The sequence below is a fragment of the Nocardia sp. Tas62D01 genome, assembly GCF_055232035.1.
This window is the reverse complement of sequence record NZ_JBUYUZ010000001.1, coordinates 1639331-1655365: the sequence shown is the minus strand read 5'-3', so window position 1 is coordinate 1655365 and position 16035 is coordinate 1639331. Positions and strand designations below refer to the sequence as shown.

The 16035-nt window shown below is 66.1% G+C and carries 14 protein-coding genes; 7 read left to right on the top strand and 7 right to left on the bottom strand.

Going from position 1 to position 16035, the window contains the following annotated elements; genetic code table 11:
- Positions 1-26: 26 nt before the first annotated feature.
- The 3 genes from ACV7NQ_RS08015 to ACV7NQ_RS08005 all read right to left on the bottom strand — a co-directional run bounded on the left by ACV7NQ_RS08015 (position 27) and on the right by ACV7NQ_RS08005 (position 6999).
- Positions 27-2654 carry a polynucleotide kinase-phosphatase gene (locus ACV7NQ_RS08015; RefSeq protein ID WP_463359037.1) on the bottom strand — a complete coding sequence of 876 codons (2628 nt, stop codon included), beginning with the start codon at positions 2652-2654 and terminating at the stop codon, positions 27-29.
- Entirely contained in the window at positions 2654-4441 is a 1788-nt protein-coding gene (locus ACV7NQ_RS08010) for a 3' terminal RNA ribose 2'-O-methyltransferase Hen1 (RefSeq protein WP_463359036.1), read from the bottom strand. Before ACV7NQ_RS08010 ends, ACV7NQ_RS08015 begins: the two co-directional genes overlap by 1 nt.
- Positions 4442-4530: 89 nt before the next feature.
- Complete coding sequence (locus ACV7NQ_RS08005) at positions 4531-6999, bottom strand: phosphoketolase family protein (RefSeq protein WP_463359035.1); 2469 nt, start codon at positions 6997-6999, stop codon at positions 4531-4533.
- Between the two features lie 216 nt (positions 7000-7215).
- On the opposite strand from ACV7NQ_RS08005, the gene ACV7NQ_RS08000 reads away from it, so the two are divergent.
- The 6 genes from ACV7NQ_RS08000 to ACV7NQ_RS07975 all read left to right on the top strand — a co-directional run bounded on the left by ACV7NQ_RS08000 (position 7216) and on the right by ACV7NQ_RS07975 (position 13269).
- Positions 7216-7797 carry an FKBP-type peptidyl-prolyl cis-trans isomerase gene (locus tag ACV7NQ_RS08000; protein ID WP_463359034.1) on the top strand — a complete coding sequence of 194 codons (582 nt, stop codon included), beginning with the start codon at positions 7216-7218 and terminating at the stop codon, positions 7795-7797.
- A gap of 130 nt (positions 7798-7927) precedes the next feature.
- Positions 7928-9304, top strand: a complete 1377-nt coding sequence (tig, locus tag ACV7NQ_RS07995; protein ID WP_463359033.1) for a trigger factor — start codon at positions 7928-7930, stop codon at positions 9302-9304.
- Between the two features lie 259 nt (positions 9305-9563).
- A complete protein-coding gene (locus ACV7NQ_RS07990) occupies positions 9564-10172 on the top strand; it encodes an ATP-dependent Clp protease proteolytic subunit (RefSeq protein ID WP_463365584.1) in 609 nt (202 codons plus the stop codon).
- 80 nt (positions 10173-10252) lie between these two features.
- Entirely contained in the window at positions 10253-10921 is a 669-nt protein-coding gene (locus ACV7NQ_RS07985) for an ATP-dependent Clp protease proteolytic subunit (protein ID WP_463359032.1), read from the top strand.
- Positions 10922-11379: 458 nt separating this feature from the next.
- Positions 11380-12660: an ATP-dependent Clp protease ATP-binding subunit ClpX gene (clpX, locus tag ACV7NQ_RS07980; RefSeq protein WP_463359031.1), complete on the top strand. Its 1281-nt coding sequence runs from the start codon at positions 11380-11382 to the stop codon at positions 12658-12660.
- A 186-nt stretch (positions 12661-12846) separates the two neighbouring features.
- The gene (locus tag ACV7NQ_RS07975) at positions 12847-13269 is read left to right on the top strand and encodes an STAS domain-containing protein (protein WP_463359030.1); all 423 of its coding nucleotides are present in this window, start codon (positions 12847-12849) and stop codon (positions 13267-13269) included.
- Positions 13270-13429: 160 nt separating this feature from the next.
- Here the strand turns inward: ACV7NQ_RS07975 and ACV7NQ_RS07970 are convergent, their stop codons facing one another.
- The 3 genes from ACV7NQ_RS07970 to ACV7NQ_RS07960 all read right to left on the bottom strand — a co-directional run bounded on the left by ACV7NQ_RS07970 (position 13430) and on the right by ACV7NQ_RS07960 (position 14689).
- A complete protein-coding gene (locus ACV7NQ_RS07970; RefSeq protein ID WP_463359029.1) occupies positions 13430-13999 on the bottom strand; it encodes a carboxymuconolactone decarboxylase family protein in 570 nt (189 codons plus the stop codon).
- 79 nt (positions 14000-14078) lie between these two features.
- A complete protein-coding gene (locus ACV7NQ_RS07965) occupies positions 14079-14456 on the bottom strand; it encodes a nuclear transport factor 2 family protein (RefSeq protein ID WP_463359028.1) in 378 nt (125 codons plus the stop codon).
- Between the two features lie 80 nt (positions 14457-14536).
- Positions 14537-14689 (bottom strand): hypothetical protein, encoded by a 153-nt coding sequence (locus tag ACV7NQ_RS07960; protein WP_463359027.1) that lies wholly within the window; start codon positions 14687-14689, stop codon positions 14537-14539.
- Positions 14690-14749: 60 nt separating this feature from the next.
- On the opposite strand from ACV7NQ_RS07960, the gene ACV7NQ_RS07955 reads away from it, so the two are divergent.
- A complete protein-coding gene (locus tag ACV7NQ_RS07955) occupies positions 14750-15055 on the top strand; it encodes a hypothetical protein (RefSeq protein ID WP_463359026.1) in 306 nt (101 codons plus the stop codon).
- A gap of 333 nt (positions 15056-15388) precedes the next feature.
- Here ACV7NQ_RS07955 and ACV7NQ_RS07950 read toward each other — a convergent pair whose 3' ends face one another.
- A complete protein-coding gene (locus ACV7NQ_RS07950) occupies positions 15389-16000 on the bottom strand; it encodes a dihydrofolate reductase family protein (RefSeq protein ID WP_463359025.1) in 612 nt (203 codons plus the stop codon).
- Between the last annotated feature and the right edge of the window lie 35 nt (positions 16001-16035).

Here is a 16035-nt window from a genome sequence, read left to right as displayed (position 1 = left end):
GAGCCAGGTCCGGTCGTTTCTCAGAATCAGAGCCGGGGGTCGACGGCCTCGGATTCGAGGGCGAGCACCGCGAAGACGGCCTCGTGCACGCGCCAGAGCGGCTCACCGGCGACGAATCGGTCGAGCGACTCCAAGCCGAGTGCGTACTCGCGCAGGGCCATCGAGCGCTTGCGGCCGAGACCGCGGGTGCGCAGTCGGCGCAGATTGCTCTCGCGCAGGTATTCCGGGCCGTAGATTATCCGAAGGTACTCGGCGCCACGGCATTTCACGCCCGGTTGGACCAGTCGACCCCGCGTCTCGGTGTCGGCGCTCGACCCGGTGGCCTCGGGTTGTGCGTCGCCGATCGGTGCGCGGCTGCGGACCAGCGCGTCGAGCGGCTTGACCACCATGCCCTCGCCACCTGCTGTTGTCAGCTCGGTCCACCAGGCGGTCGCGGCCGCCGTGCTGTCGGGCTGGGTCAGGTCGACGATCATCCGTCCGGTGGGGGTGAACAGCTCGGGGTTCGCCGCGGCCAGTCGGTCGATGCGGGTCAGATGCCAATCGTGGTCGCGTACCGCGTAATTGATGCCTTCGGCGGCCAGGATCTGAAATGGCGCAAGCCGCAGGCCGGCCAGTCCGTCGACGGGCCAGCAGTAGCGGCCGTAGGCGGTGGTGAAGGCGTCGGCGTCCGTCTTGCGGGCAGCGGTGCGGTCCGCGAGATCGGCGACGTCCAGCCCCCGATCCGCCACTGCAGCAAGCAGTTCAGCGGCAGTGTCCAGCGAGGCCCGAGCCGCCGCACCGACGGCCGCGTACTGATTGCGCAGCAGGCCGACAGCTTTCGCCGACCATGGCATCAATTCGGTGTCCAGCAGCAGCCATTCGCTGTTCAGTTCGTGGAACAGGCCTGCCGTTTCGGCGGCGGCGCGCACCCGGGCCAGCAGCGCCTCGTGCAGCGCCACCTCGTCGAAGAACGGACGACCGGTGCGCGTGTAGATCACACCCGTGCCGCCGTCCTCGACCCCGAACCGGTCCCGAGCCGCCGGCGCCGAGCGCGCGACGAGAACGATGGCGCGCGAACCCATGTGCTTCTCTTCGCACACGACGCGTTCGACACCCTCGGACCGGTAATAGGCGAAGGCCTCCGCGGGGTGCTCCAGGTATCCGTCCAACTGCGTGGTCGCGCACGGCGCCATCGTCGGCGGCAGGTACACCAGCCAGCGCGGGTCGATCGCGAAGCGGCTCATCACTTCCAGTGCGGCGCCAGCATTTTCCTCCTGCACACCGATGCGGCCGTGGTGACGCGTCTCCACCACGCGCCGACCGATCACATCGTCCAGGTCGAGTACGCCCGGGTCGCGGTGTACTACACCTTCGGGCGTTGCGATGGTGGTGGCCGCCAACGGCCGCACCGGCTCGTACCAAACCTGTTCGGCCGGAACCGAAACCGGCTCCCGCTCCGGATAGCGCAGCGCCGAGAGCCTGCCGCCGAACACCACGCCGGTGTCCACGCACAATGTGTTGTTCACCCACCGCAGCTCGGTGACGGGCGTGTGCCCGTACAGCACGGTGGCGCGGCCGCGGTAGTCGTCGGCCCACGGGTAGCGCACCGGCAGGCCGTATTCGTCGGTCTCCCCAGTGGATTCGCCGTACATCGCGAAGGAACGCACCCGGCCGGAGGTGCGGCCGTGGAACTCCTCCTTCAGTCCGGCATGCGCGACGACCAGTCGACCGTCGTCCAATACGTAGTGGCTGATCAGGCCGCGGCAGAAGTCGTGGACCGCCTTGCGGAAGTCCTCGTCCTGCATATCCAGCTGGGCCAGCGACTCGGCCAACCCGTGGGCGACGCGCACATTCTTGCCGTCCAGCGCGCGCACCAGCTTGTTCTCGTGATTTCCGGTAACGCACAACGCCGTACCCGCGGCCACCATGCCCATCACCAGCCGCAGCACGCCAGGGGTGTCCGGGCCGCGGTCGACCATGTCGCCGACGAATACCGCGGTCCGCCCGTCCGGGTGGGCCGCGCCGATGGCACGGCCGGCCTCGTCGCGGTGCACCTCATAGCCGAGCTGTCCGAGCAGTGTTTCCAATTCGGCGCGGCAGCCGTGCACATCGCCGATCACATCGAACGGGCCGGTGAGCTCGCGCCGGTCGTTCCACGCCTTCTCATCGACGAGCGTCACGGCTTCGATCTCGTCGACCCCGCGCAGCACGTACACCTTGCGGAAGCCCTCGCGCTCCAGGCCGCGCAGACTGCGGCGCAGTTCGCGCTGCTGCCGGGTGACGACGTGCCGCCCCAGATGCGAACGGTCGGGGCGAACCGTATTGCGTTCGAAGCACACCGAATCCGGCACGTCGAGCACGATCGCCACCGGAAACACATCGTGTGCGCGAGCCACGGCGACCAGCTCCTGCCGCGCCTTGGGTTGCACATTGGTGGCGTCGACAACGGTGCGCAGGCCGCGCCGCAGCCGGATACCGGCGATGTGGTGCAGCAGCGCGAAGGCGTCCGAGGTCGCCGACTGGTCGTTCTCGTCGTCGCTGACGATGCCGCGGCAGGCATCCGAGGACACGATCGCCGTCGACCGGAAGTGCTCGTGCGCGAAGGTCGATTTTCCGGAGCCGGTGCTGCCGATGAGCACGACGAGCGAGAGCTCGGGGATGGCAAGCTCGGTCATCACGCGGCTCCTTTCGCTGCGTCGTCGGTGGATTCGGCGGACGTGGTCGTCGGTCCCGGCTGGGCGCTCTCGGTCGATTTGGTGAACACCGCCATCTGTGAGGAGGGCCCCACTTCGGGATGCTCGGGCCCGATCGGGACGAATTGCACGCGGTACCCGTACCGATCCGCGACACCTCGCGCCCAGACCGCGAATTCAGCACGGGTCCATTCGAATCGGTGATCGGAGTGCCGGAAGCTGCCCGCCGCCAGCCCTTCGTACAGCGCGTTATGCTCGGCATTGGGCGTCGTCACCAGCACCGAACCCGGTGCCGCAGCACCGAATACGGCCTGCTCCAGTGCGCCGAGTCGAGGCGGATCGACATGCTCGATGACCTCCATCAGCACCGCCGCGTCGTACCCGCGCAGCCGGGCATCGGTGTAGGTCAGCGCCCCCTGCCACAGTGAAAGCCGCCGAGCGAACCGCTCCGGCAGCCGATCCAGCCGCAGCCGCCGCTTCGCGATGTTCAATGCCCGCATCGAAACATCGACACCGACGATCTCGCTGAACGTCTTGTCCGCCAGCAGCTCCCGTAGCAGTGCGCCCTCACCGCAACCCAAATCGAGCACCCGCCGCGCACCGACCGCACGCAGCGCGGCTCGCACCGCCGATCGCCGCAGCACCGCTAGGGACGGCGTGCGCTCCCCGCCATCGGTCGTCGAGACGGTGGCGGCGTCCGCGAGCGAATCGCCATCCGCCGGTGCGGCGGAATCGGTGTGTTCGACGGCAATCGTGGGCGGAACAGTCGACTCACTGCCGCCCTCCGCTGTATTGGCGGCAGGTATCGCTTGCTCATCAGCCGACCCGGCCTGCGGCACAACGGATTCTGTTGCGGAGATCCGTGCTGCGACGGCGATTTCCGTTCCGGCGTCCGAGGTCGCTCCGTTGCCGACCGCGCCGGTGCAGCTTGCGACCGAGGACTCCGTGCTGCCGTCATCAGCTGCGTCGAATTCATCGCCGGTGTCCTCGACGGCGTCCAACTGCTCCGGATCGGTGTCGTCGACCTCGGCGAGCCGGGCCAGCGCGGTGCGCACCAGTGACTGCCGCCGCGCCAGATAGCGACGGGTGATCCAGCCGCGTTCCGGGTGGTCTGCGAGCCAGCCGGAGCCCGCGCGGATCAGCTTGTCGACCTCATCCGCCGCCAGCCAGTAGTGCTTGGCGCCGTCCAGGACCGGCAGCAGGACATACAGGTGGGAGAGGGCGTCGGCCAGGCGGACGGTGCCGGTGAGTTCGATGCGCACGTAATGGGAATCGCCCCATTCCGGGAACGCCGGGTCGAGCGGCAGGGGAGTGGCCACCACGGTCCAGCCCAGCGGCGCGAAGACGCGCTCGGCCGCCCCGGGGCCGCCCTTGCACGGCACGGCCGGCAGTTCGATGCACAGCGGCAGCGGCGTCCGCACCAGTTCGGGGCGCTGGTCGCAGCGGCCGTGCAGGGCGGTGCGGAATACCGCTCCGAGCGCGAGCGACAGCAGCGACGACGCCGCGTACGGCCGATCGTTGACGTACTGCCCGAGGCTGAAATCCGGAGTGCTGCGCGACCGTCCGCGCACCAACCGGATCGGGTCCACCTCCAACACCAGCGCCGCCGTGCAGCGCGCCGCGGTGGCCTCTGGATACACCACGTGCGCGGTGCCGTAGGACTGCTCGAACGCCTGCACTCGGCCGGGGTTTTTGTGCAGCAAGAACCCCAGGTCGGTCGCCGGCCAAGCGGCGCCCTCCGGCGGTGTGCAGGTGATCGTCAAGAGCATCCTGCGATCGTGGCCCAGGCAGGAGGAAGCCGCAAGGAGGTTTCGCGCCCATCGCCAGATGTCGGGGCGGTGTCATGTGAAAGCTATTGTCAGAGGCTGAGATTCGGCCAAGCCCAATTGGCAACAGCAGGAATATCCTCCCCATGCTCCCGAGTCCAAGCCCGGGCGTTCCACCGCGCGTCGACCATCTCCTGACGCAGCCCGGCCGCCTTCTCCCGCAGCGTCGCCACCCGGTCGATCACGTCCATCACCAGGTGGTAACGGTCAAGGTCGTTGAGCATGACCATGTCGAATGGTGTTGTCGTTGTGCCCTTTTCCTTGTACCCCCGCACATGGAGCTCGGCGTGGTTGGCGCGCCGGTAGGTCAGTCGGTGGATCAGCCAGGGGTAGCCGTGGAAGGCGAAGATCACCGGACGGTCGCGGGTGAACAGGGTGTCGAACTCGCTGTCGGACAGCCCATGTGGATGTTCGTCGGAGGGTTGCAGCCGCATCAGGTCGACCACGTTCACCACTCGAATACGCAACTCGGGTAGCCGCTCGCGCAGGATGGCCGCCGCCGCAAGCGTTTCCAGGGTAGGTACGTCGCCCGCGCAGGCGAGGATCACGTCGGGTGTCGTGCCGGGATCGTCGTTCTGTCCGGCCCAATCCCAGATCCCCGCGCCGCGGGCGCAGTGCACCGCCGCGTCGGTGACCGAAAGCCAGTCCGCCTGCGGCTGTTTGCCCGCGACCACCACATTGACGTAGTGCCGCGAGCGCAGGCAGTGGTCATAGGTCGACAGCAGCGTGTTCGCGTCCGGCGGCAGATACACGCGCACGATCGAGGCTTTTTTGTTCAGTACGACATCGAGGAACCCCGGGTCCTGGTGGGTGAACCCGTTGTGGTCCTGCCGCCAAACATGCGACGAGAGTAGGTAATTCAGGCTGGCGATGGGCCGCCGCCACGGCACCGCGGCACTGGCGTCCAACCATTTGGCGTGCTGGTTGAACATCGCGTCGATGATGTGGATGAACGCCTCGTAGCAGGTGAACACCCCGTGCCTGCCGGTAAGTAGATACCCCTCCAGCAGTCCCTGGCACATGTGCTCGGACAGCACCTCGATCACCCGGCCGGTGCGATCGAGGCCGACATCGAATTCGCCGATCTCGGCCTGCCAGTCGCGCCCGGTGACCTCCAGGATGTCCTGCAACCGATTGCTGGCCAGTTCGTCGGGGGCGAAGGTGAGGAAGTTGTCGGTATTGCGCGCGGTGACGTCGCGCAGGTAGCCGCCGAGCACCCGGGTGGCCTCGTGCTGGGTGGCCCCCGGCGTCTCGACCGTGACGCCGTAGTCCCGCCAGTCGGGCAGCCGCAGATCCCGAACGAGCATGCCGCCGTTGGCAACTGGGTTCGCGCTCATCCGTCGATCGCCGTCCGGCACGAACTCGTGCAGCCCGGCCACCGGCCTGCCCGCCTCGTCGAACAACTCGTCGGGGCGATAGGACAGCAGCCACTGTTCGAGCACCACCCGATGCTCATCGTCGGTGCGCGCACTGGGCAGCGGTACCTGATGTGCCCGGAAGGTGCCCTCGACCTGGTTGCCGTCGACCACCGGCGGGCAGGTCCAGCCCTTCGGAGTGCGCAGCACGATCATCGGCCAGACGGGGCGCGTGCCGTCGGTGCCCGCACGCGCGGCACGCTGGATCTCGGCGATCCGGTCCATGCAGTCGTCCACGGCCGTCGCCATGGCCTGGTGCACGGTCGCGGGGTCGCTGCCGGCGACGATGATCGGCTCGTAGCCGTACCCGCGCAGCAGCATCACCAGTTCGGCTTCGGGAATGCGCGCCAGGATCGTCGGATTGGCGATCTTGTACTGGTTCAGCGCGAGAATCGGCAGCACCGCGCCGTCGCGACCCGGATTCAGAAATTTGTTGGCATGCCAGCTGGTGGCCAGTGGCCCGGTCTCGGCCTCCCCGTCACCGATCACACAGAACACGGTGAGATCCGGCTTGTCGAGCGCCGCCCCGAACGCGTGCAGCAGCGAGTAACCGAGTTCACCGCCCTCGTGGAAGGAACCAGGCGTTTCCGGCGCACAGTGACTCGGCACCCCGCCAGGGAAGGAGAACTGGGCGAACAGCGCACCCATCCCGGCGCCGTCCTGGGGAACGTGGCTGTATAGCTCGGAATACGTGCCCTCCAGCCAAGCGCACGCGTTCGGTCCCGGCCCGCCGTGACCCGGCCCCGCGATGAACACCGCGTTCAGGTCGCGCTGCCGGATCGCCCGATTGGCATGCGCCCAGACCAGATTCAGCCCGGGCACGGTGCCGAAATGCCCGAGTAGGCGCGGCTTGATGTGTCCGGACTCGAGCCGTTCCCGCAGCAGCGGGTTGCTCATGAGATAGATCTGTCCGACCGCGAGATAGTTCGCGGCACGCCACCATGCGTCGATCGATTCCAGTTCGTCGCGCTGCAGCGGCCCGGATACCTCCGCGAGCCGATACGGCCGCGGGGCGATGGTGGCGCCGCCGCTGTTGTCGACATTGTCGGCCGAGGTATCGCCCCCGACACTGGTCGTTTGGGTCATGCGCCGACTCTCCTCACACTCGGGTCATCGGGAGCGGCACCTGGAGGGACCGCCGTCGCCGGGTCCTAGTGGGTAGCCGAGGTCAATCGACAACCCAGGATGGAGAATTCACCGTTAGCCTACCCACCGTCGGTGGGCTGAATCCGTTTCCCGGCCGACAGGGCCGGACGAAGGGTGGCGTCGCCGGTCGGCGCCGCGTGGATTATGGTCCGCCGCATGCAAACACTCGGCAGAATCATCGGGATCGGGACCATCGCCGCCGCCGCGTTCGGGCTCGTTGCCTGTGGCTCGGACAACGCCAGGGACTCGGCCGCGCCGTCGTCGTCGAAGACCACCGCCACCGCGCCGGCCAGCGGGTCGGCGGCCGCGCCGCAGAGCAAAGGCCGTGAATGCACCGCCGACGACGTGAAGGTGGACGGCGGGTTCGGCGTCGCACCGAAGATCAGCATTCCGGACGACTGCGACCCGCCCAAGCAGTTGATCGTCAAGGACCTGGTCGAGGGCAGCGGGCCGGGCGCGGCCGCCGGCCAGCAGCTCACCATGAACTATTCGCTGGTCACCTGGTCGGACAAGAAGAAGCTGGACAGCTCGTTCGATCGGGGCAAGCCCTTCCAGCTGACGCTGGGCGCCGGACAGGTCATTCCGGGCTGGGACCAGGGCTTGGTCGGTGTGCAGCAGGGCGCGCGGCGACTGTTGATCATCCCGCCGAACCTCGGTTACGGTGCGGGCGGCAACGGCATCAAGCCGAACGAGACCCTGGTCTTCGTCACCGACGCGGTCACCGTTCCGAAGAGCTGAAGGTGCTGCCTCCAGGCCGCCGCTACCGGTCGACTAACCTGGTCGGGATGCGTACGCGTGGGCGTGCGGCGATTTGGCTCGTGACTATCCAAAGCAAGTCGACCAGAACCAACGAACAAGGAGCATGTCCGTGAAGAGCACCGTCGAGCAGCTGAGCCCGACCCGGGTCCGGATCAACGTCGAGGTGCCCTTCGAGGAACTGAAGCCAGACTTCGATCGCGCGTACAAGGCACTGGCCAACCAGGTCCGTATCCCCGGCTTCCGCCCCGGCAAGGCCCCGGCCAAGCTGATCGAGGCCAGGCTCGGGCGCGGCGCGATCCTGGAGCAGGTCGTCAACGACGTGCTGCCCGCGCGCTACAGCGAGGCCGTCAGCAGCTCCGAAGTGAAGGTCATCGGCCAGCCCGAGATCGAGATCACCAAGATCGAGGACGGCCAGGAACTGGCGTTCACCGCCGAGGTCGACGTCCGTCCCGAGATCACCCTGCCCGCCTACGACGACATCGCGGTGTCCGTCGACGCGTTCAGCATCGGTGACGACGACATCGAGGAGCAGCTGCAGGCGCTGCGCCAGCGCTTCGGCACCCTGACCGGTGTCGAGCGTCCGGTCCAGAACGGCGATTTCGTCTCCATCGACCTGTCGGCCACCGTGGACGGCGAGGATGTGGCCGAGGCCGCTACCACCGGCCTTTCCCATGAGGTCGGCTCCGGCCAGCTGATCGAGGGCCTGGACGAGGCGCTGATCAGCCTGTCGGCCGGTGAGTCGAAGGACTTCACCTCGACCCTGGTCGCCGGTGAGCACGCGGGCAAGGAAGCGGTCATCACCGTCACCGTCGGTTCGGTCAAGGAGCGCGAGCTGCCCGAGGCCGACGACGACTTCGCCCTGCTGGCCAGCGAATTCGACACCCTCGACGAGCTGAAGGCCGACCTGCGCACCCGCGTCGAGCGGGTCAAGAAGGTCGAGCAGGCCGGCGAGATCCGCGACAAGGTGCTGGAGAGCCTGCTCGAGCAGGTCGAGGTGCCGCTGCCCGAGGCGGCCGTCCAGGCCGAGATCGACGCCGTGGTGCACGACGCCGTACACGGCTTCGACCACGACGAGGATGCCTTCGCCGCCGCACTCGAGGCGCAGGGCAGCACCCGCGAAGAGTTCGACAAGGACACCAAGGAGTCCGCCGAGAAGTCGGTGAAGACCCAGCTGCTGCTGGACGCCGTCGCCGAGGCGGAGAACACCCAGGTCGGCCAGGAAGAGCTGACCGAGCGGATCCTGTTCCAGTCGCAGCGCTACGGCCTGTCGCCGGAGCAGTTCATCCAGCAGGTGCAGCAGGCGGGCCAGCTCGGCGCGATCTTCGCCGATGTGCGCCGCGGCAAGGCGCTGGCCGGTGTGATCGGGAAGGTGAAGGTGACCGACTCCGAGGGCAACTCGGTGGACACCGCCGAAATGTTCGGCGCCCCTGAGGGTTTCGCGGACGAGGGCGGCTCCGACGAGACCGCCGCCGTGAGCGCCGAATAATTCCATGGAATGCCAGCGTGATCCCCGCCCGCGTGGTTGTGTGATTGCGCCCGTGAGCGAGCGAAGCGAGTGAACCGAAGACACAGCGCGCCCTCGCGTACAGCGCAGTCGAGCGCCAGCGAGATTGCGCTGTGAGCGAAGAAGGGCGGTACCGGGAGTTCGGTGCCGCCCTGCTTCGTTAATGTTTGTGACAGCGAACCAGAGATGGCTGTTCGGCAATCAGTGACAAGCCGGTGAGAGAAGGCAGGTATCCGTGACAATGAACAAGGCAGGGGTCGTCATGACATCCGCGACTGCTGGTCTCAACCTCAGTGATTCGGTGTACGAGCGCCTGCTGCGTGAGCGCATCATCTTCCTCGGCACCCAGGTCGACGACGACATCGCGAATAAGCTGTGCGCGCAGATCCTGCTGCTCTCGGCTGAGGATCCGACCAGGGACATTTCGATCTACATCAACTCGCCCGGTGGTTCGGTGACCGCCGGTATGGCCATCTACGACACGATGCAGTTCGCCGAGTGCGACATCGCCACCTTCGGCATGGGCCTGGCCGCGTCGATGGGTCAGTTCCTGCTCACCGCGGGCACCAAGGGCAAGCGCAGCGCGCTGCCTCACGCGCGGATCATGATGCACCAGCCGTCGGCGGGCATCGGCGGTTCGGCGGCCGATATCGCGATCATGGCCGAGCAGTTCGCGCACACCAAGAAAGAGTTGAACGAGCTGCAGGCGCTGCACACCGGCAAGTCCGTGGAGCAGGTCACCCTCGACGCCGACCGCGACCGCTGGTTCACCGCGAAGCAGGCCCTCGAGTACGGCTTCATCGACCGCGTGATCAGCCACGCGGATCAGGCCAACGGCTCGAAGAAGTAAGCGGACCCGTTCGAGCGACCTGCGAGCAGTCGCTAGCGACGGCGCAGAACCGCTCATCCACAGAGACTTTGGAGACGAAGATGGCCAACCTGATCGACCCACGCGCCGGCCTCGGCGGTATCGCGCCGCAGAGCCCGCAGGCGCGCTATATCCTGCCGTCGTTCATCGAGCACTCGAGCTTCGGCGTCAAGGAATCCAACCCGTACAACAAGCTGTTCGAGGAGCGCATCATCTTCCTCGGCGTGCAGGTGGACGACGCTTCAGCCAACGACGTGATGGCGCAGTTGCTGGTGCTGGAATCGCTCGATCCCGACCGCGACATCACCATGTACATCAACTCGCCGGGTGGCTCGTTCACCTCGCTGATGGCCATCTACGACACCATGCAGTACGTGCGTGCCGATGTCGCCACGGTCTGCCTCGGCCAGGCGGCTTCCGCCGCGGCCGTGCTGCTCGCCGCGGGCACCCCGGGCAAGCGAGCCTGCCTGCCCAACGCCCGCGTGCTGATCCACCAGCCGTCGCTGGAGGGTGGCATCCAGGGGCAGGTGTCGGACCTGGAGATCCAGGCGGCCGAGATCGAGCGCATGCGTCGCCTGATGGAGACCACGCTGGCCCACCACACCGGTAAGGACGCCGACACGATCCGCAAGGACACCGACCGCGACAAGATCCTGACCGCCGCGGAGGCGAAGGACTACGGGATCATCGACACGGTCTTCGACTACCGCAAGCTCAGCGCGCAGAAGTAAGACCGCGAGCGATCCCGTGTCATGGTGGATCTCGGGGTAAGCCTGGATCGGGGTGCGTCGATCGCTCGTAAGTTGCTGTAAGTCAAGAAAATCCGGCCGGGACGGGTGCTACTCGGCATGCGTCCCGGCCGGATTGCTTCCGACGAACCGACCACCGGATTGGCGTCCGGCTGAAGGGTTCATGGGGCAGGCGGCCGAGTGACATTCGGCCGCAGATCGGGGCGAACGTGTTCCAAAGTGGTGAGAACTCGCATAACCCCGGCGAGAAACATGCTCGAGTTGTCGACCTCCGTCGTGCACACCGGGTACGGTCAACCTAGGGGCCTTTGCTCCCGGTTGACGGCAGTGCTCGATCCGCCGGAAATGCTCGAGGTGTTGGTGATTACACCCGAGGGTGGCGGATTGCTGGCAACCTGGACAGACGGTTGCACGCGGACAAGGAAGTAGGGACCCACGAGATGGCGCGCATCGGAGACGGCGGCGATCTGCTGAAGTGCTCGTTCTGCGGAAAGAGCCAGAAGCAGGTCAAGAAGCTCATTGCGGGACCAGGGGTGTATATCTGCGACGAGTGCATCGATCTATGCAATGAGATCATCGAGGAAGAGCTGGCCGAGTCCAGCGAGGTCAAACTCGATGAGCTGCCCAAACCTGCCGAGATCCGGGACTTCCTGGAGAACTACGTGATCGGGCAGGACGTCGCCAAGCGCACGCTCGCCGTGGCCGTCTACAACCACTACAAGCGCATCCAGGCCGGCGACAAGGGCCGTGACAGCCGCGGCGAGACCGTCGAGCTGGCCAAGTCGAACATCCTGATGCTCGGCCCCACCGGCTGCGGCAAGACCTACCTGGCGCAGACCCTGGCCAAGATGCTCAATGTACCGTTCGCCATCGCCGATGCGACCGCGCTGACCGAAGCCGGCTACGTCGGTGAGGATGTCGAGAACATTCTGCTGAAGCTGATCCAGGCCGCCGACTACGACGTGAAGAGAGCCGAAACCGGCATCATCTACATCGACGAGGTGGACAAGATCGCTCGCAAGAGCGAGAACCCCTCGATCACCCGCGACGTCTCCGGTGAGGGCGTGCAGCAGGCGCTGCTGAAGATCCTGGAGGGCACCCAGGCCAGCGTGCCGCCGCAGGGCGGACGCAAGCATCCGCACCAGGAATTCATCCAGATCGACACCACCAACGTGCTGTTCATCGTGGCGGGCGCGTTCGCCGGGCTGGAGAAGATCGTCTCCGACCGCACCGGCCACCGCGGCATCGGCTTCGGCTCCGAGGTGCGTTCCAAGGCGGATGTCGACACCTCCGATCACTTCGCCGAGGTGATGCCCGAGGATCTGATCAAGTTCGGTCTGATCCCCGAGTTCATCGGCCGCCTGCCGGTCGTCGCCTCGGTGACGAACCTGGACAAGGAATCCCTGGTCAAGATCCTCTCCGAGCCGAAGAACGCGCTGGTCAAGCAGTACGTGCGGCTGTTCGAGATGGACGGCGTCGATCTTGAATTCACCCAGGATGCCCTCGAAGCGGTCGCCGACCAGGCCATCCTGCGCGGTACCGGCGCCCGTGGTCTGCGCGCCATCCTGGAGGAAGTCCTGCAGTCCGCGATGTTCGACATCCCGAGCCGCGACGACGTCGCCAAGGTGGTCGTCGACGCGGACACGGTCATCGACAACGTGCTGCCCACCATCGTGCCGCGCAAGGCGCAGCGCGCGGAGCGGCGCGAGAAGTCGGCGTAAAGTAAAGAAGCCCGTCGGGCCCCAGTGGATAACCGATCCATATTCGAGGTGTACAGACCTGTCTGTTGGGGTACACAACATTCAGGGTTGAGCAGCCAGCCTAGTCCTGGAGCCGAGGTGCTCGGGGCGAAAAGTCCACGCTGGCGATGGCTTCAGTGTGCCGCGCGCGACCGGACCGAGGTCCTCATGTCGACAATTGTTGCTTCCCCCAGTCACCCCACTGCTGAGGTGGCCCAAACCTGGCAGAAAGAGCGCGGACCGACCGCTCGGCTCCGCGTCACGGTCGCGACACCCACTGATTCGGTCATGCTGTGCACTGTCATCGGTGAGGTGGACTACTACAGCGCCGATGTATTCCGGAGCCCATTGATCGGGTCCTTACGCTCCGCAGCGCCGGTAGTGGTTGTCGATCTAGCCGGAGTGACGTTCTTCGGCGTCGCCGGGCTACACGTGCTGATCGAGGCGCGGGCGTGGGTGGGGCACTCCGGCCGTCGGCTCGCGCTGATCACCGGCCCCCGCTGCGTGGACCGGCTGCTCGAGGTCGCCGGTGACGTTGCGTCCTTTCCGACAGTGGGCGGCGTGGCCGAGGCCATCGCCGATGCAGCGTAGGGTTTGGTCAAAAGGTCTGAACCACAGACCCTTTCATAGACATATGGAGCTCGCGAACTAAGAGGCGGGCTGCGTAAGACCTCACATGATCAACCAATTCCATTCGTACTCAACATGATTCGCGCATGGCAGGCTCCCGATGTGGAGCCTGCCCTTAGTCCTATGCCCATGGCACCCGGCAGGATTCGGTGCTGAAACCCTGTGCAGTGATGCCGAGTGCCGAGTAGAAACGAGAGCGCGAGTTCTCCAGGCCGATCTGGTAGGTCAGCTCGACCACTCCGGCGCGGCCGAAGCGCCGTTCGAGGTCGGCGACCTGCTCGTCGGTGACCGTGGTCGGGGTCGAGGTGATGGCATCGGCGTAGGCGATGGCAGCGCGCTCATCGTCGCTGTAGAGCGGGGAGGTTTTGTATTCCGCGATGTGCTCGAGACGGTCGACGTCCAGGTCGCCGAGGCGCATGAGCATGGCGCCGAAGTCGACGCACCAGGAACAGCCGACTGTCCAGGCGGTGCGGTAGACGGCGATCTCCCTAATGTTGGCGGGCAACGTGGTGCACGCCTTTTCGGCCAAGGCTTCGTGTACGCCGCTGGCCACGAGCAATTTTCGGTGGTTGGCGATGACCGCGAACGGTTCGGGAACCGCACCGACCCGGCGCTTGGCGTACCAGTAGATCAACTTGGTCAGCAGGCCCGCCTGTTGCGGGGTGATGACGGGAATGCGGGTGGTGCCCATAGCGGTCTCCTTCGATCCGACGAGGTGGTTCTCATCCTTGGACGAGGAGCCGCTATGGAATGTGACGCGCCCGCCGGTGTCAGATTGTTTCGGTGCGCATATCGTCGGGGCTCCAGTAGGCGCACATGCTGATGATCTTGCCCTCGTCGTCGAATTCCATCACGTCGATGGGCGTCAGCGTGAACCGCTGGTCGCCGAACTTGGTGGCGAGGGTGAACATGAAGGCGGCGTGATTGCCCGCGATGCGAACAGTCTCCACCTTCAGTTTCGTCTCCCGGTCGAGGTTGCTGATCACCTCGTAGAACTCGCGGATCGCGTCGTGACCGCGCTTGACCGGAGTGCCGACGGGATCCTCGACGGTCGCGTCGGCGGCGTAGAGGTTGACGATCTCCTCGGTCGGACCGGAGCCGACAAGCTTGACGTATTGCTCGACCACATCGCGGACCTGTTGTGCCATGGAAACTCCTGCCGAATTGGAACGTGTTCTAATTCTGAGACTAGCAGCACCGCGAATGTGGTGGCCGTGGGTCGAGCGAATCATCCGTCGAAGACGACGAATCCGATGCCGGCGTCCAGTAGTGCGGTCGCGGTGAGTCCATACAACTCGCGGAAGGTGTCGCTGAAGTGAGAGGGGCTGGCAAACCCCCCGTTCATCGTCGCGGTGGTCAGGCGGCTGGCGCCTTTGGCCACGGCCCGGCCGACTCACAGCAGCCGCGCCCACAATCGATGCCGTCGTAACGACGTGCCGGTATGGGCGGTGAACTGGCGCAGGAACCGGGATTTCGAGAGATGCGCGGCATCGGCGAGCTCGTCGGCGGCGATGTCGCGACCCGGATGCGCGAGCAGGGTGTGGTCGCCTCGTCGATGCGCGGATCAATCGGTGCGCGGTGGGCGGATCCGCCGACCAGCTCGGCGATTTCGTGTGGGTCCGGGTGGTCGGCGCGCGCGCACTGGACGATCGCCGATTCATTGCGGTGGTTCAGTCCGAAGCCGTTGTCGGTGAGAGTCATTCGATCCGAACAGGTCAGCGCGCGCGGCGAACCAGGATCCAGGTAGCAGAACACGGGGCATCGAGGCCGACGACGAGGCAGTGCACCGCGGTCGAACCTCGCCATGCCGGCACGGCAGCCGCGTGGCGCGAGCAGGGTCAACCATCGCACCAAGCGGGTGGCCATGGTCGACATTCTGGCACTGTTGTTGCTGGTGCCAGCCATCTTTGTGCTGTTGTAGCGCCCGCCGGAACACGGTGGCGATCGGTTGGCTGTTGCCTGCCGGTCGAGCCCGGGTCGGGGATCGCCATTGATCTCCCTTGGTTCGCCGTTGAACCTTCGTCCCGTTCAGGTGCCTTCGTTAAGGCTGTCGGTGGCGAGGTTGTCGGTGTTACGTCGATTACTGTTCGTAGGTTCCGTATTCCGGTGTGCCGCTGTTGTGGTATCTGGCGATGACCACGCCGGAACCGGTGGTGCGTGAGCCGCTGAGCTGGAAACCGGTGGGTTGCACGTCCTCGGTGAACAGGCGTTTGCCGGATCCGAGCAGCACCGGGAAGGTGAGCAGATTCAGGGTGTCGACCAGGCCTGCGGCCAGCAGGCTGTGCGCGAGGTTGCCGCTGCCGTGCACCTGCAGTTCGCGGCCGGGGTTTTCCTTGAGCGCGGTGACCTCCTTGACCAGATCGCCGCGCAGTACCTCTGCGGGTGTCCAACGGGCGTCGTCGAGGTGGGTGCTGACGATGTATTTGGGCAGCGCGTTGAGTTTTGTGGCGATCACGTCCGCCGGATCGGTGACCGTCGGCCAGAACCCGGCGAAGATTTCGTAGGTGCGCCGACCGAGCAGGAAGGCGTCGGCTCGGTCGAACACCTCGGTCATAAAGGCGCCGAAATCTTCGTCGCCGAACGGCACCGACCATCCGCCATGGGTGAACCCGCCGCTGGGATCCTCCTGTGGTCCGCCGGGAGCCTGATAGATGCCGTCGAGTGTGATGAACTGCGTGAGCGACAGCTCCATGGCGGGGTTCCTTTCGTCCTTTTCGCCCGCTGTTC